12 protein-coding genes, 14 tRNA genes and 3 rRNA genes are annotated in these 23,652 nt (G+C 46.4%); 7 read left to right on the top strand and 22 right to left on the bottom strand.

The window, feature by feature from the left end; genetic code table 11:
- The first annotated feature begins 18 nt into the window (after positions 1-18).
- The 4 genes from bglX (at position 19) to ACDZ28_RS12640 (ending at position 5,028) form a co-directional block, all read left to right on the top strand.
- Positions 19-2,178 (top strand): beta-glucosidase BglX, encoded by a 2,160-nt coding sequence (bglX, locus tag ACDZ28_RS12655; protein ID WP_375104841.1) that lies wholly within the window; start codon positions 19-21, stop codon positions 2,176-2,178.
- A gap of 30 nt (positions 2,179-2,208) precedes the next feature.
- Positions 2,209-3,177: a metallophosphoesterase family protein gene (locus tag ACDZ28_RS12650; protein ID WP_375104840.1), complete on the top strand. Its 969-nt coding sequence runs from the start codon at positions 2,209-2,211 to the stop codon at positions 3,175-3,177.
- A 194-nt stretch (positions 3,178-3,371) separates the two neighbouring features.
- Positions 3,372-4,124 (top strand): exonuclease domain-containing protein, encoded by a 753-nt coding sequence (locus ACDZ28_RS12645; protein ID WP_375104839.1) that lies wholly within the window; start codon positions 3,372-3,374, stop codon positions 4,122-4,124.
- Between the two features lie 112 nt (positions 4,125-4,236).
- Entirely contained in the window at positions 4,237-5,028 is a 792-nt protein-coding gene (locus tag ACDZ28_RS12640; protein ID WP_375104838.1) for a MerR family transcriptional regulator, read from the top strand.
- Between the two features lie 74 nt (positions 5,029-5,102).
- Here the strand turns inward: ACDZ28_RS12640 and aroD are convergent, their stop codons facing one another.
- On the bottom strand, positions 5,103-5,867 hold the full coding sequence (gene aroD, locus ACDZ28_RS12635) for a type I 3-dehydroquinate dehydratase (RefSeq protein WP_375104837.1): 765 nt from the start codon (positions 5,865-5,867) through the stop codon (positions 5,103-5,105).
- 54 nt (positions 5,868-5,921) lie between these two features.
- The gene (gene rbsK / locus ACDZ28_RS12630; protein WP_375104836.1) at positions 5,922-6,854 is read right to left on the bottom strand and encodes a ribokinase; all 933 of its coding nucleotides are present in this window, start codon (positions 6,852-6,854) and stop codon (positions 5,922-5,924) included.
- A 252-nt stretch (positions 6,855-7,106) separates the two neighbouring features.
- Here rbsK and glgP point away from each other — a divergent pair, with 252 nt between their 5' ends.
- Both glgP and katA read left to right on the top strand, forming a co-directional pair.
- A complete protein-coding gene (gene glgP / locus ACDZ28_RS12625) occupies positions 7,107-8,720 on the top strand; it encodes an alpha-glucan family phosphorylase (RefSeq protein ID WP_375104835.1) in 1,614 nt (537 codons plus the stop codon).
- Between the two features lie 254 nt (positions 8,721-8,974).
- Entirely contained in the window at positions 8,975-10,429 is a 1,455-nt protein-coding gene (gene katA / locus ACDZ28_RS12620) for a catalase KatA (RefSeq protein ID WP_375104834.1), read from the top strand.
- A gap of 191 nt (positions 10,430-10,620) precedes the next feature.
- On the opposite strand, the gene ACDZ28_RS12615 is transcribed toward katA, so the two are convergent.
- Positions 10,621-10,815, bottom strand: a complete 195-nt coding sequence (locus ACDZ28_RS12615) for a sporulation protein Cse60 (RefSeq protein ID WP_042124253.1) — start codon at positions 10,813-10,815, stop codon at positions 10,621-10,623.
- Positions 10,816-11,212: 397 nt separating this feature from the next.
- Between ACDZ28_RS12615 and ACDZ28_RS12610 the strand changes: the two genes are divergently transcribed.
- Positions 11,213-11,668: a GreA/GreB family elongation factor gene (locus ACDZ28_RS12610; protein ID WP_042124251.1), complete on the top strand. Its 456-nt coding sequence runs from the start codon at positions 11,213-11,215 to the stop codon at positions 11,666-11,668.
- A 102-nt stretch (positions 11,669-11,770) separates the two neighbouring features.
- Here ACDZ28_RS12610 and ACDZ28_RS12605 read toward each other — a convergent pair whose 3' ends face one another.
- The 19 genes from ACDZ28_RS12605 to ACDZ28_RS12515 form a co-directional block, all read right to left on the bottom strand.
- Entirely contained in the window at positions 11,771-12,235 is a 465-nt protein-coding gene (locus tag ACDZ28_RS12605) for a YdeI/OmpD-associated family protein (protein WP_339289282.1), read from the bottom strand.
- A 102-nt stretch (positions 12,236-12,337) separates the two neighbouring features.
- Positions 12,338-12,408, bottom strand: a tRNA-Gly gene (locus ACDZ28_RS12600).
- A 12-nt stretch (positions 12,409-12,420) separates the two neighbouring features.
- A tRNA-Pro gene (locus tag ACDZ28_RS12595) sits at positions 12,421-12,494 on the bottom strand.
- Positions 12,495-12,524: 30 nt separating this feature from the next.
- Positions 12,525-12,601, bottom strand: a tRNA-Arg gene (locus ACDZ28_RS12590).
- Positions 12,602-12,609: 8 nt separating this feature from the next.
- Positions 12,610-12,684, bottom strand: a tRNA-Gly gene (locus ACDZ28_RS12585).
- A gap of 6 nt (positions 12,685-12,690) precedes the next feature.
- Positions 12,691-12,774: transfer RNA gene (locus tag ACDZ28_RS12580), tRNA-Leu, on the bottom strand.
- Between the two features lie 15 nt (positions 12,775-12,789).
- Positions 12,790-12,865 (bottom strand) — tRNA-Lys (locus ACDZ28_RS12575).
- 7 nt (positions 12,866-12,872) lie between these two features.
- Positions 12,873-12,947 (bottom strand) — tRNA-Gln (locus ACDZ28_RS12570).
- Between the two features lie 16 nt (positions 12,948-12,963).
- Positions 12,964-13,041, bottom strand: a tRNA-Asp gene (locus tag ACDZ28_RS12565).
- A gap of 25 nt (positions 13,042-13,066) precedes the next feature.
- Positions 13,067-13,143 (bottom strand) — tRNA-Met (locus tag ACDZ28_RS12560).
- 17 nt (positions 13,144-13,160) lie between these two features.
- Positions 13,161-13,236 (bottom strand) — tRNA-Val (locus ACDZ28_RS12555).
- 6 nt (positions 13,237-13,242) lie between these two features.
- Positions 13,243-13,314 (bottom strand) — tRNA-Glu (locus ACDZ28_RS12550).
- A gap of 130 nt (positions 13,315-13,444) precedes the next feature.
- A tRNA-Ser gene (locus ACDZ28_RS12545) sits at positions 13,445-13,537 on the bottom strand.
- Between the two features lie 5 nt (positions 13,538-13,542).
- Positions 13,543-13,618, bottom strand: a tRNA-Asn gene (locus ACDZ28_RS12540).
- Between the two features lie 3 nt (positions 13,619-13,621).
- Positions 13,622-13,698, bottom strand: a tRNA-Ile gene (locus ACDZ28_RS12535).
- A gap of 57 nt (positions 13,699-13,755) precedes the next feature.
- Positions 13,756-13,872: ribosomal RNA gene (gene rrf, locus ACDZ28_RS12530) — 5S ribosomal RNA — on the bottom strand.
- 72 nt (positions 13,873-13,944) lie between these two features.
- Positions 13,945-16,873, bottom strand: a 23S ribosomal RNA gene (locus ACDZ28_RS12525).
- 259 nt (positions 16,874-17,132) lie between these two features.
- Positions 17,133-18,690 (bottom strand): 16S ribosomal RNA (locus ACDZ28_RS12520).
- The 16S, 23S and 5S rRNA genes sit together here with 14 tRNA genes alongside, the layout of an rRNA operon.
- A 512-nt stretch (positions 18,691-19,202) precedes the next feature.
- The gene (locus ACDZ28_RS12515; protein ID WP_375104833.1) at positions 19,203-23,525 is read right to left on the bottom strand and encodes an S-layer homology domain-containing protein; all 4,323 of its coding nucleotides are present in this window, start codon (positions 23,523-23,525) and stop codon (positions 19,203-19,205) included.
- Positions 23,526-23,652: the final 127 nt, after the last annotated feature.

Below are 23,652 nucleotides of genomic sequence, written 5' to 3'. Positions count from 1 at the left end.
ACGAGGAAGGTGTTAACCATGACTAAATCTTTTATCCAAGATCTTGTGAACGATATGACTCTGGAAGAAAAACTGGCCCAATTAACCCAGCTAGGCCCTCACTATTGGGGTTTGGATGATACCGTGGATTTAACCGGCCCATTTAAAGAACTGAACATTCAGCCACAGGTGATGGAGAACATAGGAAGTGTTCTGAATGGTATTGGAGCTAGAAATGTGATTGATCTGCAGACCCGGCATTTGCAAGCCAGTCGTCAGAAGATTCCTCTGCTCTTCATGGCGGATGTCATTCATGGCTACAGAACAATTCTTCCGATCCCGCTTGCGATAGGTTGTAGCTTTGATATGGAAGCTTGCGAGCGATTTGCTGAAGTTGCAGCCAAAGAGAGCGCAGCTGCCGGCATCCATCTCACTTTCTCACCTATGACAGATCTCGTACGCGATCCGCGCTGGGGACGGGTGATGGAGACGTCCGGTGAGGATCCTTATCTGAATGCCCGTGTAACTGAGAGCATGGTACGGGGCTATCAGGGCAAAGACCTAAAAGAAAAAGGTCGTATCGCTGCCTGTGTGAAGCACTTCGCCGGTTATGGCGCTCCCGAAGGCGGTCGAGAATATAATACGGTCGATATGTCCCTCGGCGTATTACGTGAGTTCTATCTACCAGCCTATAAAGCTGCTGTAGATGCTGGTGTAGCCATGGTGATGGCCGCATTCAATACGATTGACCGTATACCAGCAAGCGGTAATTCCAAACTTCTCCGGGGAATTTTGCGTGAGGAATGGGGCTTCAACGGCGTTACCATTGCCGATTTCAATTCCGTCAATGAGCTAATCCCTCATGGTGCAGCTGAGGATGGCCGTGAAGCAGCGGAGAAAAGTATAGCTGCAGGACTTGATATTGAAATGATGTCCACCCATTATCTAAACCACGGTGCCGGTCTGGTCGAGGAAGGCAAGCTGGATGTCTCTTTGATCGATGAAGCCGTTATCCGAGTGCTAGAACTTAAGGATGCCCTCGGCTTGTTTGACAATCCATTCAAGGATGCAGACCCGTTAGTAGATGAGGCGCCCACGCCGAGCACGGAGAATTTACAAGCAGCGAGAGAGCTGGGTGCCAGCTCAGTGGTACTGCTGAAAAATGACAATGACGCTCTGCCCCTTAAACGCGGTATGAAGATTGGATTGGCTGGTCCCTTCGCTACCTCTATTCATGTGCTGGGCGGCTGGTCTGGAACGGAAAAAGACCCGGCCGTATCACTCTACAACGGCATTTCTCAAAAAACATCTGCCGCAGATATTATTACGGCCATGACGGGTGAGCTGGGAAGCATGCTGGAGGGTGTTTTTGATGTAGAGGATGAAATCGAAGAAGCCTTCCAGCGCCTGAAGGATTGCGATGTAATTCTCGCTGCTGTAGGTGAGAATCAGCAGGATACCGGGGAAGGCGGAAGCAAAACCAATCTGCGCTTGTCGACCAATCAGGAGAAGCTGATCTGGCGTTTGAAAGATACTGGCAAAAAGATTGTTACCATTGTATTTAGCGGCCGACCACTGGAACTAAAACCTGTTCTTGAGGCCAGCGACGCTTTGCTGCAAGCCTGGTTTCTAGGTACAGAATCCGGAAACTCACTAGCTGATGTGCTGTTCGGAGATTATAATCCATCCGGTCGTTTATCTATGAGCTTCCCTTACTCGGTTGGACAAATTCCTATCTATTACAATGCCTATCAGACGGGGCGTCCCTATGATCCCCTATATCCCAATGTACGATATGTAACTCGATATCTGGATTGCCCTAATGACCCTCTCTTCTGCTTTGGCTATGGTCTGAGCTATTCCAGTTTTGATTACAGCAACTTCAATGTTGATGCTGCCGATCGGATTGTTGCCTCCATTGAGGTGGAGAATACTTCAGACATCGCCGGTAAGGAAACCGTTCAACTCTATATCCACGACGTCAGCGCAAGTGTCGTTCGCCCGGTCAAAGAACTGAAGGGCTTCCGGCAAATTACACTCGCAGCGCATGAAAAACAAGTGGTTTCTTTCGAGATCACTAGAGATATGCTGATGTTCTACGGAAAAGACGATCAATTGGTCTACGAGCCCGGAGAATTTGATATTATGATTGGTAGAAACTCAGGAGATCATTTCACACAGCGGATCTGGATCGGCTAACAATATTACACAGTAAGGGAGATACCCCCAATGAGACACAGCTTATCATTTCAGCAAGATGGAACCTTGAAAATTGTACAGTTCACTGATCTTCACTGGATGGATGGAAGAGCCGAAGATCAGCGTACTCGGGAACTAATGGAACGCGTTCTGGAAGCGGAACAACCTGATCTTGTGGTCTTCACGGGAGATCTGATTTACACTGCCCCTGTCTCACCTGGTGAACAGGCGTGTGAAGACCCTGCCCAAGCATTTCGGGATGCTGTCGCTGCTGTTGAGAAAACAGGTACCCCTTGGGCCTTCGTATTTGGCAATCATGATACAGAAACTCTGATTTCCCGCAGTGAACTGATGCAGATTGCATTGGAACATCCCCACTGTCTGGCCGAAGCCGGTCCAGAGGATCTTGAAGGCTCAGGCAATTACACACTTGAAATAAAAGATCACGATGGCCAAGCAGCCGCTGTCCTTTATTTTGTTGACTCCGGCAGCTACTCCGAGATGGAGCATATCCCTGGCTACAATTGGGTTAGTCGGAATCAGATTAACTGGCTAACTGCTGAATCCGCTCGGTTGAATCCTAAAACTGCTGAGAACAGGCTGCCTGCATTAGCTTTCTTCCATATCCCGATTCCCGAATATCGTGAGGTCTGGTCTACACAAGTCTGTCATGGGTATAAGTATGAGCGTGTATGCTCACCTGAGGTTAACTCGGGATTATTCTCGGCTTTGCTTGAAATGGGTGATGTGCTGGGCACCTTCTGCGGACATGACCATATCAATGATTTTACGGGCAGCCTGTATGGCATACGTCTTTCCTATGGCCGTGCTACCGGCTACAATACTTATGGAAAAGAAGGCTTTATGCGGGGCGCACGCGTCATCAGACTGACCCAAGGCACCCAAGACTTCGATACCTGGCTTCGTCTTGAAGATGGATCTGTCCTGCTGGAACAGCCAATTCATCAGCCTGAACCTGCTTCCGTTCCAGAGCATTAATCGTCTTACTTTATTGTCTGCAATCATCTTTGCTCATTTATAGTTATAAAAAGAACCCGCATAGTGCAGGTTCTTTTTTATGTTCCAATATTAGCTTGTTCCCATACTCCCCATTACATCGCTTTTTTTGTTAAAATAGAGTAGTCGACGTATTAAGCACTACAGCGTCAGTCATGGAACGGAGGCAAGTACCTGTGGATTATATTATTCTGGACATCGAATTCAACGGCCGTAAGTTTGCCAGCGAGCACCCTATGGAGGTCATTGAGATTGGAGCTGTCCGGTTAGACTCTTCATTGCAGTATAAGGATGAATTCTCTTCCTTGATCAAACCCATATATTTCTCTACCCTTAATTCTTTTATTAAGAAAAAAACCGGGATTCCCCAAGAGGAAATCGATATTGCACCCCGCTTCCCGAAAGTCATCACTGCTTTTAGAGAGTGGCTTGATCTAAGTACAGACGGAGTTCTGCTACTAACTTGGGGCGGCGAGGACATGAAGCGTATCATTCAGGATGTGCGCATGCATAAAATGGACGATTCCTACTGGATGTCCGCAACGTATTTTGATTTACTGAAGGGTGTGCTGCGGGCTCGCGGCCTTAGTAATGATATTAGTGTTGAAGGTGCAATGGCTTTGTTTGAGCTAGAGCCCTCTGGATCTGCTCACCGAGCACTGGATGATGCAAAGATGACTTCGGAGATCTTCCGCGCTGTGTTTAAAGAGCTGGATTTCGAGCGCTCACAGCATTACGTAGATACCTTCTCTAATGCCAAAGAACGCAAGACGGTCAAAATCGCCATTAAAGCGATGAACTCACAAAAAATAGTGCCAACCTGGGACCTTGTTCTTGAACACTACTTCTCAGACAAAACCACCCTAACCGATCCTCGGAAATTAGAGGAATTACAAAATTATTTTGCGGCGCAGATGGGTCAAAAATAACTTCAAACATCAGCAAACTATAACAGCGGCAGTCTTCCCAATGATCTTCAGCGGGTAACTGCCGCTGTTTTGGGTACGCTAAAAAAACATTTGACCTTCACGCTACGTAAAGGTGTACATTGAGTTTGTAGGAGGTGATACTACGGAATACACAGTACAGAAGCTCGCAGAGCTAGCTGGAATCAGCACGCGAACCCTGCGCTACTACGATGAGTTTGGCATTCTTAAGCCGGCGAGAATCAACTCCTCGGGGTATCGTATCTATGGCCGTGCCGAAGTAGATCTACTACAGCAAATTTTATTTTATCGAGAGCTTGGCTTAAGCCTGGAACGAATCAAAGCTATAATGACCGAACCGTCCTTCGACGGGGCCAAGGCGCTACGGGAGCATCATGACAAGCTGCTTGAAAAGAGACATCAATTAGATCTATTAATTGCTAACGTCGAACAGACGCTGGCTCACCAAGAAGGGAGAATGACCATGAGTGACGCTGAAAAATTCGAAGGCTTTAAGCAAAAGCTGGTAGACGATAACGAGAAGAAATACGGTCAAGAAATTCGGGAGAAATACGGGGACAGCACCGTGGATCAATCCAACAAGAAGCTTAAAGGCATGTCAGAGGAGCAATATGCGGCTATACAGCAGCTTGAGGAGGAGATGTTCGAGACGCTAGTGCAGGCAATGGAGCATGGAGATCCTGCCAGTGTATTGGCGCAAAAAAGTGCTGACCTGCACCGCCAGTGGCTCTCCTTCTACTGGGATTCCTATTCCAAAGAGGCGCATGCTGGTGTTGCGCAAATGTATGTTGATGATGAGCGTTTTACCAAGTATTATGACAAGCGGAGTCCTGGACTTGCTGCTTTCTTAAGGGATGCTGTTCACGTATACACGGGAACAAAATAATGAAATAGAAATAGAGCGGCATCGGAAATCCGGTTGCCGCTCTATTTCTATTATTCGTAACCTTGCAATAACTCCTATAGACTGCGATGCAGCAGCGACAGTACATTGCGCAGCTCAACCACAGCAATCTGACCTGGTGCAGAAGGTTTATGCGCCGCTCCGAAGGTTAGCGCTGAACCGAAAACTTCACCGGCTAAACGGCTGATTACCCCAGCTCCCGCCATGGACATCGTTATAATCGGGCGGTCCGCATATTGTTCTTTCATCTTATGGGTAGCTTCTAGTAAAGTCAGCACATCCCCCGCATCCTGAGGCATCACCGCGATTTTGGGCAAATCTCCGCCAAGCTCCTGTGCCTTGCATAGCCGCGAGATGATCTCCTCTTGAGAAGGTGTTCCGTGAAAATCATGATTCGATATAATAACAGCCACGTTATGAGTATGAGCAGTCTCGACTAGTAACTTTACATCCTGTTCCTCATTGAATAATTCAACATCTATTATATCTGCTAATCCGCTTTCGGCAGCAGCTATATTCAACGCTATGTAATATTCCGTGCTGACCTGCTTTTCGCCGCCTTCTTTGGCACTCCGAAAAGTAAAAATCAGTGGTAACTCCGGAATTACAGAATGAATTTGTTTTAACGCTGACTTAACCGCCTCTACGTCTTCAACTTCATCAAAAAAATCCGTCCGCCACTCCACCAAATCGGGACTCAGTTCTTTCAACGCTTCGGCTTCCTGTTTCAATTCAGACAAGGTAGCTCCAATCAACGGAACACATATTTTAGGAATTCCTTCGCCGATGATCACATTTTTAACAGTTACTGTCCTGCTCATAATTTCAGCCCCTTATCCAGTCGTCTACTATAGATTCTGTACTTGTTTATTCTACTACCGATACATGTTTAGAAACTGTTCAACCTCTGATAACTGTGGTAGCGATGGGATTGCTCCTTCTTTCCCTACAGCCAGTGCTCCAACAGCGTTAGCGAAGCTCACAGTTTCTTCCAACGTTTTGCCTAAAACCAATTGCTGGGCTAATGCCCCATTGAATGAATCTCCCGCAGCAACCGTATCTATCGCCTTGACCGGGAATCCCGGAACTGACTTAGCACCCTCAGCATTAACGATTAATGCACCTTTAGATCCCAAGGTAACGATAACGTTCTTAACACCCTTTTGCAGCAAAATACGGGCCGCCTGCTCAGCAGTCTCTAAACTATCTACCGTCATTCCAGTCAAAATCCCCGCCTCAGTCTCATTAGGAGTCAGATACGATACTTGACCCAGCATCTCATCTTTAAGCACTCTTGCTGGTGCTGGATTCAGAATGACCGGAATTCCATGACGATGTGCAATGGCAATAGCATGCTCACTCATCGCCAGTTCCATTTCAAGCTGCATCACAATCATCTCAGCCTGGCTAATCACAGACTCTAACGCCTGTATATCGTCCACAGATAGATCAATATTCGCTCCGGGTACAACGATAATCCGATTCTCTCCATCTTCTTCAATAACGATTGAAGCTACACCCGTTGCCTCAGTTTCACTCACCGAGATATGCTCTATATGAATACCCTCTTGCTTAATAATCTCCAGCATTTCGCTTCCAAAGGTATCTTTTCCGACGCTGCCGATCATACTAACCTCAGCACCTAGACGGGCTGCGGCAACGGCTTGATTCGCTCCCTTTCCACCGGGAGATAGAGCAAATGCTTGTCCCATAAGTGTTTCTCCTGCATTCGGTGCCCGGTTCGTACGTACTACCATATCCATATTTAAGCTTCCAATCACAACTATACCCAACTTAGACACCACCATTAATTATTTCTTCAATCTCTTTATCTTAGGGTCTTCCCTTCACTTTATCAATCACTTCCGTCGATTTTGCCCCTAATTGGCTATTTTCACCAAATCGACGTTATGCTTTTACAGATAAAGTGTGCTAGAATAATGTTGTGCAATCGCTTCCACAACGATTGTCGACCGTTTTTTGAGCAAACGTTTGCATCGTAGATAATGCCAGCAGCTTTACTGCAATTCAATCTAATCCGCGATTAGGAGGCTTATCAAGTGAACGAACAAAAATTACCATCAGTAGCTTATTTCAGTATGGAGTACGGGTTACATTCCGATTTCAAAATGTATGCCGGAGGGCTTGGAATTCTTGCCGGTGACTACATTAAGGGAGCCAAAGATATCAACGCTCCTATCATCCCTATTGGGCTGAAGTGGAAACAAGGTTATACGGACCAAAAGATTGATGCGAACGGAAATCCTTACGACTCCTATCACAATTATGTTTATGATTTTCTAGAAGATACAGGGGTTAAGGTAACCGTTAAAGTCAGAAAGACCGATGTGGTGTGCAAAGTATGGAAGACTGATTATTTTGGCAACAGCACGTTGTATTTACTGGATACGGATATCCCCGAGAATAATGATGCCTGGATTACCGGACAATTGTACGGCTGGTTTGGCGAGGAACGAATCGCACAAGAGATCGTACTGGGTATCGGTGGAGTCAAAGCTATGCGTGCGCTAGGAATTCCGATTGATGTCTATCATTTCAACGAAGGTCATGCAGCCTTAGCAGCCATCGAGCTAATCCGTGAGAAAATGTCAGGAGGCAACACCTTTGAGGAAGCTTGGAAAGCTACTCGGGAAGAGGTTGTGTTCACTACACATACGCCGATAAAAGAAGGCAACGAAACCCATCCACTAGATCGCCTAGAGTACATGAGTGCATTCAATGGTTTAACCCGCGAGCAGATGGAGCGAATCGGTGGTGATCCGTTCAACATGACGGTTGCCGGTCTGCGACTCTCCCGCATATCTAATGCAGTAGCGCAGCTTCATGCGGATACAGCTAATAAAATGTGGAAAGAGGTTGCTGGAAGATCGGACATCATTGGTATTACTAATGCTATTCATACCCCTACTTGGGTAGATGAAAGAATCACGCAAGCCTATGAAGAAAATGGCGATCTATGGGCAGTACATCAAGAAATTAAGAGTGAACTGATTGATTTTATCAAAGAACGGTCCGGCATTAGTCTAAATGCTGACAATCTACTCATTGGCTTCTCACGCAGAGCTGCTCCTTATAAACGTAGTGACCTGATTTTCTCGCAGCCGGAAATTATTGAGCCTTATCTGGAGTCTGGAAAAATACAAATCGTCTTCTCTGGCAAAGCCCATCCGCTCGATGATAACGGCAAAAAAATTGTCAGCAATCTAGTGGCGATGATGAAAAAATATCCAAAAAGTGTTGTCTTCTTGGAGAACTACGATATGACTATCGGAGCACAGCTGACTCGCGGTTCTGATATTTGGCTGAACAATCCGCGTAGACCACTGGAAGCAAGCGGAACCTCCGGGATGAAGGCAGCTATGAACGGCGTATTGAACTGTTCCATACTAGATGGCTGGTGGCCGGAAGCCTGTATAGATGGCGAGAATGGCTGGCAGATTGGAGACGGCTTTGAGACAACCGACTTCGAGGTTCTGGATAAGCATGATAGTGATGCGTTATACGACACCTTATTAAATCGTGTACTCCCTACCTATTACGAGAATCAGGACAAGTGGGTACAAATGATGAAGAAGAGTATTGAAACGACTCGTACCGAATTTGCCACCAAACGAATGCTAGATGAATATTACAACAGAATGTATATTAAATAATAAGTGTAGAAAACGGATATCTTTCTTTCAAAAAAGTACAGCGTACCCCTCCAGCGATGGTAGAGGTACGCTGTTTCTTTTTTAATTCTGGTTAGCAATTAATCACTAGATCTATCATATACTTCTGAATGTGACGGCGATTACCACATACTGTAATGTGCCAATTATTCAAAAAGTATTGCATTTTCTCCAAAAAACATTAATATAGAACTTATACTAAATCTAAAATCAAATCTTACGAGGTGATTCTATTAATGAGCTCCAATAATAATCTTACAACCAGCTGGGGTGCTCCAGTAGGCGACAATCAAAACTCAATGACAGCCGGTGATCGCGGTCCTACTTTGCTGCAAGATGTTCATCTGCTTGAGAAATTAGCCCACTTTAACAGAGAACGTGTTCCTGAACGCGTCGTTCATGCTAAAGGCGCTGGCGCTCATGGGTACTTTGAGGTCACTCAAGATTTGACCCAATATACAAAAGCAAATTTCTTGTCTGAGGTAGGCAAGCGTACACCTCTGTTCATCCGTTTCTCAACGGTAGCTGGTGAGCTAGGTTCTGCTGATACTGTACGGGACCCTCGTGGTTTTGCTGTGAAATTCTATACCGAAGAAGGAAACTATGATCTCGTAGGTAACAATACACCTGTATTCTTCGTTCGTGATGCAATCAAGTTCCCTGATTTTATTCATACACAGAAGCGTGATCCACAGACACACCTAAAGAACCCTAATGCGGTTTGGGACTTCTGGTCTTTATCACCGGAATCTCTACATCAGGTTACGATTTTGATGTCAGATCGCGGAATTCCAGCTACGCTGAGACATATGCACGGGTTCGGAAGCCACACCTTCAAGTGGGTAAATGCCGAAGGCAATGCCGTCTGGGTGAAATATCACTTCAAAACAGAACAAGGGATTAAGAATCTTGATCCAGAACTTGCTACCAAAATCGCTGGGGAGAACCCAGATTATCATACAGAGGACTTGTTCAATGCTATTGATAAAGGAGATTTCCCTGCGTGGAAGCTCTACGTACAGATTATGCCGATCGAAGATGCAAAGACTTACCGCTTTGATCCATTTGATGTTACCAAAGTATGGTCACAAAAGGATTATCCATTAATTGAGGTTGGCCGCATGGTATTGGATCGCAATCCAGAGAACTACTTCGCGGAAGTAGAGCAAGTTACATTCTCTCCTGGCTCTTTCGTCCCTGGTATTGAAGCTTCTCCTGATAAATTGCTGCAGGGTCGACTTTTTGCTTACGGCGATGCTCACCGTCACCGTGTAGGACCTAACCATAACAGCCTGCCTATCAACCGTCCAAAGGTAGAAGTGAAGAACTATCAACGTGACGGCGGTATGGCACTCGGCAACAATGGCGGATCCGGTGCTTATTACGAGCCTAACAGCTTAGGTGGACCTAAAGAGGCACCACAGTACAAAACATCACCGTTCGAAGTATCTGGAAATGCCGACAGTGTCTCTTATAATAGTGATGATCATTACACACAACCTGGTGACTTGTATCGCCTGATGAGTGAAGAAGAACGTACCCGTCTTGTTCAAAATATCGTAGGCGCTATGACACCCGTTGAAAGTAACGATATTAAACTTCGTCAAATTGTACATTTTTATAAAGCTGATCCAGAATTGGGGCAGCGTGTCGCATCCGGTTTAGGATTATCTGTCCCAGACGGAGTGTAAGACTGTAAATGCACTTATACAAACAAAGAGGACCTTTACCCGTAATGGGAAAGGTCCTCTTTGTTTGTAAGAAAAGTTATCGATTTAAGTATTCCAATTTAGGGGCTAATTAGCTAAACATATAATACATAAGAACGATCACGATGCACAGCGTGGAGACAACCGATAAGCATGAAAAAAACGTATTCCAATTATTGCCTTTCATTTGTCTTATACACGACCAGTATTGTGCTTCTTTGATGCTCTGCCCCATCACGTGAAGATTTAACTATCGAACCGTAACAAATATTCACAATCTGTTCCTCCCGCAGCCCTGCCAAGAACTCATTTGCCTTATTCTCAGCATACGAATTATCCGCATCTACAAACTCTTTTACTTGAATCATCCTGATCTCTCCTTTGATAAATTTATTAGTTAATTTTTATGTCTAGATTCTATAGGTAAACTCAACGAAATGTACATGGCGCGTATCACTCCCCTGGTAACATTAATGTAAAAACATCATCGAAATATAGTATAGGCATTCCGCAGTTTTCTACGAAATGCCTATAACATCAGCCTATCATAGCACCCAAATATGTAATAGTCAAACGTTTTAAATACAATATTTAGTAAGAATTAATTGCCTTTACAAAATGGATTGGATTTACATATAGAAGCTGTTATACTGATCAGAAGGTTCCCTCTAGGGGACCTCTATTTGTATAGGAGGGATTTTAATATGGCAACGCGTCATAACAAATTTGCAAAGAATGTGCTACTTAGAGGGGGTGAAATCTACTATGAACCATAGTCTAATTTATGAAGGCTCAAGGACACAATTGGTCCAGCAGCTTATATATTTTGATGAGGAAAAAATCGCATTTCTAAATCAATATTTCCCGGAACGAAGTAAACAAAGAAGCCATGCTGAAACGTTGCTGTCCCGTTATTGCTCCGAGCTGGAACAATTACTATCCCGTTTTAATGGAGAAGAATTGAACTCACTCGTATTGATTGGAAGTCAGCTTCAGCTTCGTTACTTAGACGACAATACTACAGATACCTACACCATCGTATTTCCAAACCAGGCTGAACCCAATGATAACAAGATTTCAATGTTCTCGCCTATTGGCATGCAGCTACTGTTAGCTCAGATCGGTAGCACATGCCAGTTAGCCATACCTTCAGGTGAACTGTCGGTAATGATCGAAAGTATTAAGTTTGTGAATTGTGGTGAGGTAGCCGTTCTTATTTAAGCCAACCCACGCATATCCACCAACGTAAACAGCGTCCTCTTCCTTATGACGGGAAAGGGACGCTGTTCTTATGTTCATACCTTGCATCGATTATTCGTATTTTTATTTTAGCCTCAATCCATCTGCGAGCTTGCTAACTGATTTCTCGATACGAGATGCTCTGGTTTCAGGTCTTTTCGCCGCTTCGATCCAAGATACATATTCCTTCTGATAAGAATAAGCCAGACCGTTGTAATAAGCTTCTGCCTGCTCATGGCTACTCAGCGCATCAAGGAAATCCTCTGGAGCTTCTACCTCTCGTAATTGATGATCCTGCTCCATCGTCACACGCACAATATCACCAGGTTGAGCTTTGGCTAGATCCCGTAGTTCTTTCTTTACCACCATAAAATACTTTCCGTTTCCATGGGGCATAAGCGTTCCTCTATAGGGGATTCCATTTACAGTTCCTTTTACCTGTACCCTGGACTTTGTTTCAAATATTTGTTCGGCATCAAAAGGGACGTTAAGATAAGTCCAGCTCCCACTTGCATCAGGTCGCACTAATTTAGCTTCGAATTCAAACATAGCTACCTCCTCAACTAAAAGCCCTAAGTTCTATTGTATCCATATGAATGTAACTATACAAAAAAACACCTGCCTATAATAGACAGGTGTTTCTTAATTATAAGCGGGTGATGGGAATCGAACCCACGCTATCAGCTTGGAAGGCTGAAGTTCTACCATTGAACTACACCCGCAAAGGTATAAAATCGGGATGACACGATTTGAACATGCGACCCCCTGGTCCCAAACCAGGTGCTCTACCAAGCTGAGCTACATCCCGTCAAAACATGTAATGACTTATTAATAAAAATGGCGCGCCCTGAGAGATTCGAACTCCCGGCCTTTTGATTCGTAGTCAAACGCTCTATCCAGCTGAGCTAAGGGCGCAAAAATTATGGAGCGGAAGACGGGAATCGAACCCGCGACCCTCGCCTTGGCAAGGCGATGCTCTACCGCTGAGCCACTTCCGCAAAATATGGTGCGCGTGAAGGGACTTGAACCCCCACGTCGTGAAACGCCAGATCCTAAGTCTGGTGCGTCTGCCATTCCGCCACACGCGCACACTTTAAAAATAATGGTGAGCCATGAAGGACTCGAACCTTCGACACCCTGATTAAAAGTCAGGTGCTCTACCAACTGAGCTAATGGCTCTCATAAATGGCTGGGGATATAGGATTTGAACCTATGCATGACGGAGTCAAAGTCCGTTGCCTTACCGCTTGGCTAATCCCCAACAATAATTAACTAAATGGCGGAACCGACGAGATTCGAACTCGCGATCTCCTGCGTGACAGGCAGGCATGTTAGGCCAACTACACCACGGTTCCACAGACATAATGCATAAATGTAAATTGGTTGCGGGGGCAGGATTTGAACCTGCGGCCTTCGGGTTATGAGCCCGACGAGCTACCGGGCTGCTCCACCCCGCGTCGTTCTTAAATGAATATGGTGGAGGCTGAGGGGATCGAACCCCCGACCCTCTGCTTGTAAGGCAGATGCTCTCCCAGCTGAGCTAAGCCTCCATGTTATGACCCGTATGGGATTCGAACCCATGTTACCTCCGTGAAAGGGAGGTGTCTTAACCCCTTGACCAACGGGCCATGCTAATAAACTTTATGGCGGAGAGAGAGGGATACTCTCACTACTATCGAGATTGCGAAGCATTCCTAACGAAGCTTATGCTTCAACGAACCACCAAGGCTTCTCATCCCTAACAGGGAAGTAAATTCATGGCGGAGAGAGAGGGATTCGAACCCTCGAGACGCTTGTGGCGCCTACACGATTTCCAATCGTGCTCCTTCGGCCAAACTCGGACACCTCTCCATAAATGGCTCCCCGAACAGGACTCGAACCTGTGACAACTCGATTAACAGTCGAGTGCTCTACCAACTGAGCTATCAGGGAATATGGTGGGCCTTAGTGGACTCGAACCACCGACCTCACCCTTATCAGGGGTGCGCTCTAACCAGCTGAGCTAAAGGCCCTTTTAAGACATACGAATATTAAGGGCAAAAAAAATACCACGGGTAATGTGGTTGTCCGCTTGGCGGCGTCCTACTCTCCCAGGACCCTTCGGTCCAAGTACCATCGGCGCTGGAGGGCTTAACGGTCGTGTTCGGGATGGGTACGCGTGGAACCCCTCCGCTATCGCCACCAAACGGGCATTACAGCGTAATGCTCAGGCTTAATCGCCTGAAAACTGAATCCGAATTGAATTTGCATTTTAAGTATAGGATAAGCCCTCGACCGATTAGTATTGGTCAGCTCCATGCATTACTGCACTTCCACCTCCAACCTATCTACCTCGTCGTCTTCAAGGGGTCTTACTAATTGGGAAATCTCATCTTGAGGGGGGCTTCACGCTTAGATGCTTTCAGCGCTTATCCCGTCCGTACGTAGCTACCCAGCCATGCTCCTGGCGGAACAACTGGTGCACCAGCGGTACGTCCATCCCGGTCCTCTCGTACTAAGGACAGCTCCTCTCAAATTTCCTGCGCCCACGACAGATAGGGACCGAACTGTCTCACGACGTTCTGAACCCAGCTCGCGTACCGCTTTAATGGGCGAACAGCCCAACCCTTGGGACCTACTTCAGCCCCAGGATGCGATGAGCCGACATCGAGGTGCCAAACCTCCCCGTCGATGTGGACTCTTGGGGGAGATAAGCCTGTTATCCCCAGGGTAGCTTTTATCCGTTGAGCGATGGCCCTTCCATGCGGTACCACCGGATCACTAAGTCCGACTTTCGTCCCTGCTCGACTTGTAGGTCTCGCAGTCAAGCTCCCTTATGCCTTTGCACTCTTCGAATGATTTCCAACCATTCTGAGGGAACCTTGGAACGCCTCCGTTACTCTTTAGGAGGCGACCGCCCCAGTCAAACTGCCCGCCTGACACGGTCCCCGTACCCGATTAGGGCACTAGGTTAGAACCTAGATACGATCAGGGTGGTATCCCAACGGCGCCTCCACCGAAGCTTGCGCTCCGATTTCTACGGCTCCCACCTATCCTGTACAGATCGTACCCAAATTCAATATCAAGCTGCAGTAAAGCTCCATGGGGTCTTTCCGTCTTGTCGCGGGTAACCTGCATCTTCACAGGTATTAAAATTTCACCGGATCTCTCGTTGAGACAGCGCCCAAGTCGTTACGCCATTCGTGCGGGTCAGAATTTACCTGACAAGGAATTTCGCTACCTTAGGACCGTTATAGTTACGGCCGCCGTTTACTGGGGCTTCGGTTCATAGCTTCGGGTTACCCCTAACCACTCCCCTTAACCTTCCAGCACCGGGCAGGCGTCAGCCCGTATACTTCGCCTTGCGGCTTCGCACAGACCTGTGTTTTTGCTAAACAGTCGCTTGGGCCTTTTCACTGCGGCCCCCTCGTGCTATTCACACTACCGGGGCACCCCTTCTCCCGAAGTTACGGGGTCATTTTGCCGAGTTCCTTAACGAGAGTTCTTCCGCGCGCCTTAGAATTCTCTTCTCGCCTACCTGTGTCGGTTTGCGGTACGGGCACCTTCTCCTGGCTAGAGGCTTTTCTTGGCAGTGTGAGATCATGACCTTCGCTACTACAATTTTCGCTCCCCATCACAGCCCAGCCTTAATGATGTGCGGATTTTCCTACACATCAGCCTCACTGCTTAGACGGACATATCCATCAGTCCGCGTCACTACCCTCCTGCGTCACCCCATCGCTCATAGCGGATTACGGTGGTACAGTAATTTCAAACTGTTGTCCTTCGACTACGCCTTTCGGCCTCGCCTTAGGTCCCGACTTACCCTGAGCGGACGAGCCTTCCTCAGGAAACCTTGGGCTTTCGGCGGATCAGATTCTCACTGATCTTTTCGTTACTCATACCGGCATTCTCACTTGTATGCTGTCCAGCGCTCCTTACGGTACACCTTCAACCCACATACAACGCTCCCCTACCCCAGATACATACGTATCTAGCCATAGCTTCGGTGGTGTGTTTAGCCCCGTTACATTTTCGGCGCAGAGTCACTCGACCAGTGAGCTATTACGCACTCTTTCAATGGTGGCTGCTTCTAAGCCAACATCCTGGTTGTCTGTGCAACTCCACATCCTTTCCCACTTAACACACACTTGGGGACCTTAGCTGATGGTCTGGGCTGTTTCCCTTTTGACAATGGATCTTAGCACTCACTGTCTGACTCCCGGCAATAAGTATATGGCATTCGGAGTTTGACTGAGCTTGGTAATCCTTGCGGACCCCGCACCCAATCAGTGCTCTACCTCCACTACTCTTATACCGAGGCTAGCCCTAAAGCTATTTCGGGGAGAACCAGCTATCTCCGAGTTCGATTGGAATTTCTCCGCTACCCCCACCTCATCCCCGCACTTTTCAACGTGCGTGGGTTCGGGCCTCCAGTGCGTGTTACCGCACCTTCACCCTGGACAGGGGTAGATCACACGGTTTCGGGTCTACGTCCACATACTGAGTCGCCCTATTCAGACTCGCTTTCGCTGCGGCTCCGTCTTCTCGACTTAACCTTGCATGTTAAACGTAACTCGCCGGTTCATTCTACAAAAGGCACGCCATCACCCATAGATAGGGCTCTGACTTTTTGTAAGCACACGGTTTCAGGTTCTATTTCACTCCCCTTCCGGGGTGCTTTTCACCTTTCCCTCACGGTACTGTTTCACTATCGGTCGCCAGGTAGTATTTAGCCTTAGCAGATGGTCCTGCTGGATTCATACGGGGTTTCACGTGCCCCGCACTACTCGGGATCCGTCTCGGAGAGAACACAGTTTAGGTTACAGGGCTTTTACCTCTATCGCGGGCCTTTCCAGACCTCTTCACCTACCATATTCCTTTGTAACTCCATGTGAGACGTCCCACAACCCCTAAGAGCAAGCTCTTAGGTTTAGGCTGTTCCGCGTTCGCTCGCCGCTACTGACGGAATCACTATTGTTTTCTCTTCCTCAGGGTACTTAGATGTTTCAGTTCCCCTGGTCTGCCTCTACACACCCTATGTATTCAGATGTGAGTAACTGCGAATTACCACAGCTGGGTTTCCCCATTCGGACACCCCCGGATCAAAGCTTGCTTACAGCTCCCCGAGGCAGTTTCGTTGTTCGCCACGTCCTTCGTCGGCTCCTGGCGCCTAGGCATCCTCCGTGTGCTCTTATTAGCTTAACCTTGATTTTTCCGCAGGAAAATATCATACGATATCTCTTTTGGAATCATCTCACTAATAACATTTACTTGTTTGCACAAGTTGCTAAAAGATGTTCTAAAACGCAAATTCGTTTCGGTATCCAGTTTTCAAGGATCAAGTCTTACTGAGAGCTTAAACTCTCAAAACTGAGCAACGAGTGAGTAACAGGCCTAAACCTGAGATTGTGGAAGTTTAACTCCCGATTTGAATGTCTTCATTGCAGAAGACGATTCTCCATAGAAAGGAGGTGATCCAGCCGCACCTTCCGATACGGCTACCTTGTTACGACTTCACCCCAATCATCTACCCCACCTTCGGCGGCTGGCTCCCTTGCGGGTTACCCCACCGACTTCGGGTGTTGTAAACTCTCGTGGTGTGACGGGCGGTGTGTACAAGACCCGGGAACGTATTCACCGCGGCATGCTGATCCGCGATTACTAGCAATTCCGACTTCATGCAGGCGAGTTGCAGCCTGCAATCCGAACTGAGACCGGCTTTGATGGGATTGGCTCCACCTCGCGGCTTCGCTTCCCGTTGTACCGGCCATTGTAGTACGTGTGTAGCCCAGGTCATAAGGGGCATGATGATTTGACGTCATCCCCACCTTCCTCCGGTTTGTCACCGGCAGTCACTCTAGAGTGCCCAACATTACTTGCTGGCAACTAAAGTTAAGGGTTGCGCTCGTTGCGGGACTTAACCCAACATCTCACGACACGAGCTGACGACAACCATGCACCACCTGTCTCCTCTGTCCCGAAGGCCGCTGCTATCTCTAGCAGATTCAGAGGGATGTCAAGACCTGGTAAGGTTCTTCGCGTTGCTTCGAATTAAACCACATACTCCACTGCTTGTGCGGGTCCCCGTCAATTCCTTTGAGTTTCAGTCTTGCGACCGTACTCCCCAGGCGGAGTGCTTACTGTGTTAACTTCGGCACCAAGGGTATCGAAACCCCTAACACCTAGCACTCATCGTTTACGGCGTGGACTACCAGGGTATCTAATCCTGTTTGCTCCCCACGCTTTCGCGCCTCAGCGTCAGTTACAGCCCAGAAAGTCGCCTTCGCCACTGGTGTTCCTCCACATATCTACGCATTTCACCGCTACACGTGGAATTCCACTTTCCTCTTCTGTACTCAAGTCACCCAGTTTCCAGTGCGACCTCAGGTTGAGCCCAAGGTTTAAACACCAGACTTAAATGACCGCCTGCGCGCGCTTTACGCCCAATAATTCCGGACAACGCTTGCCCCCTACGTATTACCGCGGCTGCTGGCACGTAGTTAGCCGGGGCTTTCTTCTCAGGTACCGTCACTCCGATAGCAGTTACTCTACCGGACGTTCTTCCCTGGCAACAGAGCTTTACGATCCGAAAACCTTCATCACTCACGCGGCGTTGCTCCGTCAGACTTTCGTCCATTGCGGAAGATTCCCTACTGCTGCCTCCCGTAGGAGTCTGGGCCGTGTCTCAGTCCCAGTGTGGCCGTTCACCCTCTCAGGTCGGCTACGCATCGTCGCCTTGGTGGGCCGTTACCCCACCAACTAGCTAATGCGCCGCAGGCCCATCCCTCAGTGACAGATTGCTCCGTCTTTCATTCTTTCTTCAGGAGAAAAAAGAAATTATCCGGTATTAGCTACCGTTTCCGGTAGTTATCCCAGTCTAAGGGGCAGGTTGCCTACGTGTTACTCACCCGTCCGCCGCTAAGTCATTTTGAAAGCAAGCTTTCAAAATGACTCCGCTCGACTTGCATGTATTAGGCACGCCGCCAGCGTTCGTCCTGAGCCAGGATCAAACTCTCCAATTAGTATTGAAAAGAGCGATATGCTCATTTTGAAACATCTGACGAGAAAATTAATTCTCACGATGAAATTTCAAAAGCGTGAAATACGCTGTGAAACTCATCAGTTTTGGATTTCACTTTCGTGATTTCCTACTCACTCGTTGTTCAGTTTTCAAAGATCAAGTTCTCGTTGACGCCATTTAATGTCTCAGCAGCAACTCTTATACTATATCATGTTCGGCTATTTAATGTCAAGCTCTTTTTTAACTTCTTTTTCGAGCTCGGCATGTGTATTTCTTGGCCGGACTTAGAATATATCATGTATAGAGATTGATTGCAACACTTTTTTATAAATTAATATTACTTCGCATTTCCGCTAATTCATCATCTTCCGCCTCCGCTTACTTTAGTAAGGGTTTGAACAGTGTAATAGTTCTTCTAAAAACCGCAATAAACACAAAGGAGGCCCAGCAGATAAGCTGAGCCCCTTTGTTTGATACTTACTAAGCTTGAGTTCATTTCACACTGATACTAGTTTATTTCTGCCCTTTTTCTAACAAGGAAAGGATTATAGTAACTGCCTCTGCTCTTGTTGCCTTCTGGTTAGGTGCAAATTTATTCTGCCCTACACCATTCACAAGGCCTGATTTCGCTGCTGCTGCAATATACGGCACAGCCCATGCTGGTACATCCTTAGCATCATTGAAGGTTAATGTCGCTTTAGGATCTACTGTAATGCCAAGAGCACGAACAACCATAACTGCTAATTCTGTACGCGTCAGCTCCTGTGTAGGACGGAATGTCCCATCATCATAGCCACTGATAATTTGCAAAGATACAGCCTGTGCTACAAAAGACTTTGCCCATGCTGGAATCTTCGCAGAATCCTTAAAGCCTGATGTATCACCATTGTCCGGCAATTGCAAAGCACGCGCCAGCATTGTGATAAATTCAACCCGATTTACTTTCTGATTCGGACGGAAAGTATCATCCGGATAACCACTAACAAAACCAGCTGCTACTGCTTTCTCGATAACAGCAGCTGCCCAGTGATTGCTAGTATCCGTTAAAGATGGCTTACTAACTGGCGTTGCAGTTGGGGAAGGCGCCGTTGTTGGTGCTGGTGTTGTTGTTGGCGCTACTGTTGGCGTTGGTGTTGCTGTCGGTTTTGTTGTTGGTGCTGTTGTTGGTGCTGTTGTTGGCGCTGTTGTTGGCGCTGTTGTTGGTGCTGTTGTTGGTGCTGTTGTCGGCTCTGTTGTTGGCGTCGGTGTTGGTGTTGGTGTAACTCCACCATTCTCATCACCTTTAACAATGCCGAACTCTTCAAGAACATATGGTTTAGCATCATTAACATTCTGATCAATCTCATAAGATACAGCTGTCAGCTTCCCTGCATCTACAGTGATACCAACAAAGGTCTGAACTTGACCGCGCATTGGACGCGTAGCATCACTTGGGTCCGCTCCGTATTTAGCAGCTGTATTCTCGTTGGCTACTTCAAAGAGGTTATAATACGCATCTCCCAACTCAGGTTTCATGTTCTTGTAGTAAACCTTCGCTCCTGCTGTAGCTGGAATCAGATAGATCGTTCCATCTGGGTTTACTGTGTACTCCACAGTTTGACCATTGAAGCTTTCCTTGATCTTCACTGTGTCTGCTGCAGTTCCGTCAGCCTTGATTGGCTTCGTCCGTGCATAAATATGATCGTGGCCTTGAAGAACCAAGTCAATGCCCAGTTCAGCCATCATTGGAGCGACTTTCGCTCTTTCTCCATTTGCACCCATAATATCTTTGTCAGTAGCGTGGTTAGAGGTTGTGTATGGTCCTTTATGCATAGCGACGATAATCCACTTCGCTCCAGCAGCCTTCGCTGCTTTTACATCGGCCTTCATCCAATCCAACTGTGCTTTGCTGAAGTTAGCATATTCGTCCGAATTTTCATTCGTGTTCAAGACTACAAAGTGCGCATTGCTGTAATCATAAGAATAGTATGCTCCTGTTTCTGTCGGTGAGCCTGCTGCTTCCTTAATATTGTAGTGCTCATAGAAGGCATTCGCTTTATCCTCATGATTCCCCGCAACTGGAACAATAGTCGTATTGAGCAAGGTTTCCTGCGAGTGGCCAAGCAACCAATTCCACTGTGATTCATTGGTTCCAGTATCTACGATATCTCCGTTAATCGCCACAAACTCTGCATTCGGGAATGTCGTAAGTGCTTTTGCCATCGTTTCACCGGAAAGAATCGCTTCATCTTCCGTCTTAGCCTGTGTGTCTGCCAGATCAATGAAAGTAAATGCACCTGTCTTAGCAGCAGTTTCGAAAGTTCCCACTGCACTCCACAATCCTAGTGCTTTATCACCTACACGGAAGTAGTATTTCGTATCAGCCTTAAGGTCAGAAGCTTCAGCTTTATGAACTAATTCATCCTTTGAATTTCTGGAAACAGCTGAACGTCCTGTAAACTCAGCAGCTTTTGTAAAGTCTGGAGTAACGCCCGTATTCTCTACAACCTGCAGGTCGCTTCCTGCAGATTTCAACGCTGTGTACCAAGTGAATCCTTTAGCACTAACTGGGTCACCGTTAAAGGTAACGGTAACTTTTTTGATAGCGTCGGTAGAAGCAACTTTAGCTTCTGAATTTGTTCTGTCACTTACAGCTTTGATAACAAATTGATAGGTTTGGTTTGGATTAGTATTTTCTACAGTGTAACTATACGAAGTTTGACCTTCCGTATTAGGAACACTGACCGTCCAATTTGCAGATACCAGATCATTTTGCTCATAAATGCGATATCCGGATACTGGTGCACCGGATGCAGGCGCATCCCAAGTTAACGTGATTTTACCGTCATCTGCTACAGTAGCTTTTGCATTCTGCACAGGTTTAACAGCTACGTCAGACTTATGAATGCTGTACTTATCATACAAGTCTGTAGTTCCACCAGTTGTCGTGGTGTAAGCTTCGTACGAGAATTCATCGTTAGTTACAGTCATTCCTGTGAACATTTCCTTACCAGGCTGTTCGTATTTAGCTGCAAAAGGAAACGGACCTGCGCCAACATTATATTTTTTATTGCCCGCAGCATTCGTAATCAGGTACAGCGTACCCTTAGGATCAGTTACCACTCCGTTTTTGTCCGGCTTAATATCCGTCAACGGCTGATTGTTGTACATTTGATAGCTTCTAGTATAGGTGTGGTCATGTCCACCTATAACCATGTCAATACCAAGCTCATCAAATACCTTTGTCAAATTAGCTCTGTAATAGAGTACATCTGTATCATTTGTGTGACTGGCAACAGAATAAGGTGATTTATGCAAGAGCACAACTTTCCACTTCTGATCGCTTTTCGCGGCTTCACTGCGCAGCCACTCTACTTGTTTATTGTAAATTTCATTATTCTCAAGATTCGAGCTAGCACCATAATATTCTGTATTAATAACCATAAAGTGTGCTGAACCGTAGTCAAAAGAATAGACAGAGCCATCTGGTTTCGCGCCCGTATTTGAGACATTAGGTAAATTAAAATGAGTTGTGTAATTGCTATAACTCTTACTTTCGTGATTACCTACCAGTGGAACCAATGGAATATTTGCTAGAATATCCTTTGGTTTATTGAAGAACCATCCCCATTGCTCCTCAATATCACCGTTGTCTACCAAATCACCGGAATTCAGAATGAATTCACTTTTCGGGAATTTAGCCAATCCCTCTTGAAGGGTATGATTCCAAATATCAAAATCACCTTCAGTTGTTCCTTGAGAGTCCGTTGTATATAAGAACTTAAAGGCCTGATTACTGGAGCTTTCTGTTGTAAACGTTCCGATGTCACTCCAATTGTCAGCTTGTCCATCCCCAGCTCGGTAAGCATACTCCGTTCCCGGCTGCAATTTGTCGGCAATGACCTTATGGCTAGTCAGTACCACTGGTTTCTTGGCTGACTTATCCGCTTTTGTCATATACACGCTTGTTGTAACAGATGTTCCCTCGTAAGTTTGAGCATCTACTGGAAACTGACCATTCACTACTTTAGAAGCTTCTACTACTTCAAGCTTGGTGCCTGTCACTTTCTCAGGTGCATACCAATTGAACCCCATACTAGTCTGAGGGTTTCCGTTAAAGGTAAGCGCAATTGACTCAGGCTTCCCAACTCCAGGTTCTACCGTCTCTACTACCGGATAAGCAATCAGGTTCATATCCCAGTACAAGTCAGAGCTACCATCACTCGACTGATGAACCTCAGCTGAAAGCTCATTACTTCCATCCTTCAAGTTAGCCTTTACGACTTCAGTAAGGTCTACCTTGGTATATTCGTTTGGATCACTTAAGTTAGTTGAGCTTTTGGTTTGGAAAGTGATTTCACCCGCTGGCATAGCCTCACGGTAGATTTCTTTACCGTTCAAATATAGTACAGCTCCGTCATCAAATGCGAAGTTGCCTAAGATTTTATCGGATTTCGTAATCTCTTCCTTATTCACCGTTAAGTTTGTACGGAAGTAAGAAGTACGATATTTCATACTCTTATTAGAACCGTAGCTTATATTTGTGTTCAGAGCACCAAATTGCTTGCTGCTGACTCCGGTTCCATTATCTTTATAACCAAGCGGTGCTTGACCAGACGCCCATGTTGAATCGTCGTACACGGACCGCCATACCGTCCCTTGATCTGTTCCGTGATCTAGATACTTCCACGTAGAATTCCCTGCCAATAATGTAACAGGCTCTAGCGATTGTAATTGCAGTAATCCAGCATCCCCATTGCTGTCTTCAGCATAAGCTGGCATTCCTGTGAATGTAATTCCCAGTACCATAACGAAAGCTAAGGTCATGGATACAGCTTGTTTAAATAACCTGTTCATAATCAGTCTCCCTTACTGTTCTATGAAATGCTTGCATCCATTTATAGTAACTATCAAATATTTTCGCAATGTCTTTATAAACATAGAAGTTTGTAAAGTACATCATGCATGTATTCTTACAAAAGTG

The organism is Paenibacillus sp. RS8 (genome assembly GCF_041956825.1).
GTDB lineage: Bacteria > Bacillota > Bacilli > Paenibacillales > Paenibacillaceae > Paenibacillus_AQ.
This window is presented reverse-complemented; position numbering and strand designations above follow the sequence as displayed.

What these genes read in the sequence shown, in the direction of transcription:
- bglX (WP_375104841.1), top strand. Translation starts at nt 19, where the DNA reads ATGACTAAATCTTTTATCCAAGATCTTGTGAACGATATGACTCTGGAA.
- ACDZ28_RS12650 (WP_375104840.1), top strand. Translation starts at nt 2,209, where the DNA reads ATGAGACACAGCTTATCATTTCAGCAAGATGGAACCTTGAAAATTGTA.
- aroD (WP_375104837.1), bottom strand. Translation starts at nt 5,867, where the DNA reads ATGAGCAGGACAGTAACTGTTAAAAATGTGATCATCGGCGAAGGAATT.
- rbsK (WP_375104836.1), bottom strand. Translation starts at nt 6,854, where the DNA reads ATGGTGGTGTCTAAGTTGGGTATAGTTGTGATTGGAAGCTTAAATATG.
- katA (WP_375104834.1), top strand. Translation starts at nt 8,975, where the DNA reads ATGAGCTCCAATAATAATCTTACAACCAGCTGGGGTGCTCCAGTAGGC.
- ACDZ28_RS12615 (WP_042124253.1), bottom strand. Translation starts at nt 10,815, where the DNA reads ATGATTCAAGTAAAAGAGTTTGTAGATGCGGATAATTCGTATGCTGAG.
- ACDZ28_RS12610 (WP_042124251.1), top strand. Translation starts at nt 11,213, where the DNA reads ATGAACCATAGTCTAATTTATGAAGGCTCAAGGACACAATTGGTCCAG.
- ACDZ28_RS12605 (WP_339289282.1), bottom strand. Translation starts at nt 12,235, where the DNA reads ATGTTTGAATTCGAAGCTAAATTAGTGCGACCTGATGCAAGTGGGAGC.
- ACDZ28_RS12515 (WP_375104833.1), bottom strand. Translation starts at nt 23,525, where the DNA reads ATGAACAGGTTATTTAAACAAGCTGTATCCATGACCTTAGCTTTCGTT.